This window comes from Amycolatopsis rhizosphaerae, assembly GCF_007713715.1.
In the GTDB taxonomy this organism is placed as follows: Bacteria; Actinomycetota; Actinomycetes; order Mycobacteriales; family Pseudonocardiaceae; genus Amycolatopsis_E; species Amycolatopsis_E rhizosphaerae.
In genome coordinates, this window is sequence record NZ_VJWX01000672.1 from 1 (window position 1) to 3,015 (window position 3,015).

Consider the following 3,015-nt stretch of genomic DNA (forward strand, 5'->3'; position numbering starts at 1 on the left):
TGGCTCGTCGAAGCCGACCCCGACGACATCTTCGGCACCAACGAACGCACCGCACCCCCCGTCATCGGCGCATAACCACCGGCCGAACCACGTCCGAAGGCCCCGGCCGAAGAGGCTCAGGCGCGGGAGCGGCGAAGGCCGCGCCAGCCGATGACCCCGATCACGGTGCCGAGGATGAACGACACGATGGTCAGGATCAGGTGCACCACGAAGAACGAGGTGGCCGAGCCGTCCGGTGCCCAGGACTGGGAGCTGGCCCACAGGTTCTTCGCGAACGTGATCCAGATGATCCAGGACCAGACACCGAAGGCCAGCAGAAACCAGGCGACACGTCGAGACATGCTTCGAGTATCCCCCCGGTCGGTGCGGCCGGTCTTGCGGGTAAGCGCGACTGTGGTGCACTAATCTCCCAGTTCGTGCGCAGCGTAGATCCCCGGGCCGCCCTCGGTCTCGTCCTGGCCCTGCTGTCCGGGTTTCTGATCGGCACCGCCCCGACCGCCGCCGCGGTCCAGACCTGTCCGGACCAGCAGGCGCCCCCGCCGCCGGTGGACACCTCGGAACGGCCCGCGCCCGGTCGGCCTTCCCCGCAACCGCTGCCCGTCCCGGATCAGCCTGTAGGCGGCACCCGGATGGCCGAGTGCGGTGTGATCGCACCCGACAGCACGAACCTTCCCCCGGACACCACCGCCGCCTCCTGGGTGATCCAGGATCTCGACACCGGCGCGGTCCTCGCGGCGAAGAACCCGCACGCGCGCGAAAGACCCGCTTCACTGATCAAGACGCTGTTGGCGCTCGTGGTGATCCGGGAACTCCAGCCGAGCCAGGTCGTGGTCGCCACCCCCGAGGACGCGAGCCAGGAATGCACCTGCCTCGGCCTGGTCGCGGGTGGGAGCTACACCGTCGACCAACTGCTGCACGGCCTGCTCATGCACTCCGGCAACGACGTGGCGCACGCACTGGCCACCGCACTCGGCGGGGTGCCCGCCGCGGTGCAGAAGATGAACGCGCTGGCCGCCTCGCTGGGAGCGACCGACACCAGGGCGGCCACCCCGTCCGGTTTGGACGGACCTGGCATGTCCACCTCAGCTTACGACCTCAGCCTGGTCTTCCACGCCGCGATGAGGGAACCGGAGTTCGCCGAGGTGGTGCGCACCAAGGGCTTCCAGTTCCCCGCGCAGGGCGGCAAACCCGCCTTCGGCGTGGTCAACGACAACAAGCTGCTCGGCAGCTACCCCGGTTTCCTCGGCGGTAAGACCGGTTTCACCGACGACGCCCGCCATACCTATGTGGGCGGCGCGGCGCAGGGCGGCAAACGGGTCGCGGTGGTGATGATGCGGGCCGAGCAGCGGCCCACCCTGGTCGTCGCGCAGGCCGCGAAACTCCTCGACTACGGTTTCCAGTTGGCCAAGGCCGGGTTGCCGTCGGTCGGGCAGTTGGTCGAACCGGCGGTGAGCGCCAACGCCAACAACGCCGCGGCACCGGCAGGTGCCGCGGGCTCCGCTCCCGCCGCCGCCCACCGCGACGCCTTCGGCGTGACCGGCTGGGTGCTCACCGGCGTGGTCGCGCTGCTGATCCTGATCGGGTTCGTGCTCCAGCGCCGCCGACGGAGCCACACCTCGTCGGCGGACTGACCCACCCGCTCAGCCGCGCCGCCGCCCCAGCCAGGCGAGGAACGCCCCGGCACCGAACGCACCCGCGACCGAACCGGCACCGAGCCCGCGCCGGACCGGCACCAGCGGGCGGATCACCGCGGGCGGTGGCGGTTCGACCACGGTGATGATGTTCTCGGAGGCGGTCGCCGTCCACGCCGTGACGAACAGCACGAACCGGGAGACCAGGTTCGCGAACACCAGCAGGCCGATGATCGGACCGATCAGCACCCCGATCGGCGAGCCCAGCACGCTGGACAGGTAGATCGACCCGACCTGCTTGAGGATTTCGAACCCGACGGCGGCCATGACCGCGCCCTTCGCGGCGCTGCGCACCGAGACGTGTTCACGCGGGAGGCGGGAAAGCACCCAGAGGAACACCAGGGTGTTCGCCGTCAGCGACAGCACCACGGTGATCACGGTGAGCACGAAGGCGGCCCAGCCCTGGTCGGCCAGGCCCGCCTGTTTGAGCAGCCACCGTCCGATCCCGCCGCCGACCGCGGTGAGACCGAACGACAGGACCAGCGCCATCCCGAGCCCGACCAGCGCGAGCAGGTCCTTGAGCGTGGTGCTGATCAGCGGCAGCTTCTTCTTTTCCTGGCCCCACTGCGCGGTGAGCGCGTCGCGCAGGTTGGTCATCCAGCCGACGCCGGAGTACAGGGCAAGCACCAGACCGAGGATCCCGGTGGTGCCCCGCGAGTTGATCGCGGTGTTGATCAGGTCATTGATCAGGCCCGAAAGGCCGCCGGGGACCGAGGAGACGATGCCGGAGCGGAGCTGGTCGAGGGCGGCCTGGTTGCCTGCCAGCACGAAACCGGCGATCGAGAATCCGACCAGCAGCAACGGGAACAGGGACAGCACGCTGAAGTAGGTGATCGCGGCGGCGTAGTGGTTCCCGTACCGCTCGCCGAATGCCTGGCCGGCTCTGAACAGGTGATCCAGCCAAGGGTGTTTCCGGCGCAGTCGGGGGATGAGTTTCTCTTTCGCTTCCGCCACACGCGGACGCTATCCGCCCGCCGCCGACCTCGCAATCCGCACCCGCCGCCGCGCGCCATCGCGCGAATCCGTTCTGGCACAAGGAATTCGGTCAAGTAGACCCGCTCGGACCCACCCTGCCGGGGGAGGACGGTCAGCGGCCTCCCCCGGCGCCGGCGGGACGTCCACCGCCGCCGACGAGTCCACGGGTGTTGGTGTTCGACGTCGGCAGCGGCTGGCTCAGATCGGCCAGCACCACCTGCTCACCCGCGTTCACGCCGGTCTTGATCTCGGTGACGGCCGCGCCGACGACCCCGACGGTCACCCGCCGGACCTCGGTCTGCTGCCCCGACAGCACGGTCACGGTGGCCGAGTTCCCCAGCAGGAGCAC

Annotated in this window: 3 protein-coding genes and 1 pseudogene; 1 reads left to right on the forward strand and 3 read right to left on the reverse strand. The window is 69.7% G+C overall.

Annotated elements, in window-relative coordinates; genetic code table 11:
* Positions 1-116 precede the first annotated feature (116 nt).
* On the reverse strand, positions 117-341 hold the full coding sequence (locus FNH05_RS35285) for an SCO4848 family membrane protein (RefSeq protein WP_144593186.1): 225 nt from the start codon (positions 339-341) through the stop codon (positions 117-119).
* 75 nt (positions 342-416) lie between these two features.
* Between FNH05_RS35285 and FNH05_RS35290 the strand changes: the two genes are divergently transcribed.
* Positions 417-1,631, forward strand: a complete 1,215-nt coding sequence (locus tag FNH05_RS35290; protein WP_425458523.1) for a D-alanyl-D-alanine carboxypeptidase family protein — start codon at positions 417-419, stop codon at positions 1,629-1,631.
* A 9-nt stretch (positions 1,632-1,640) separates the two neighbouring features.
* Here the strand turns inward: FNH05_RS35290 and yhjD are convergent, their stop codons facing one another.
* Both yhjD and FNH05_RS35300 read right to left on the reverse strand, forming a co-directional pair.
* Entirely contained in the window at positions 1,641-2,645 is a 1,005-nt protein-coding gene (gene yhjD / locus FNH05_RS35295) for an inner membrane protein YhjD (RefSeq protein ID WP_144593187.1), read from the reverse strand.
* 133 nt (positions 2,646-2,778) lie between these two features.
* Positions 2,779-3,015, reverse strand: a pseudogene (locus tag FNH05_RS35300) (hypothetical protein); the annotation flags it as partial.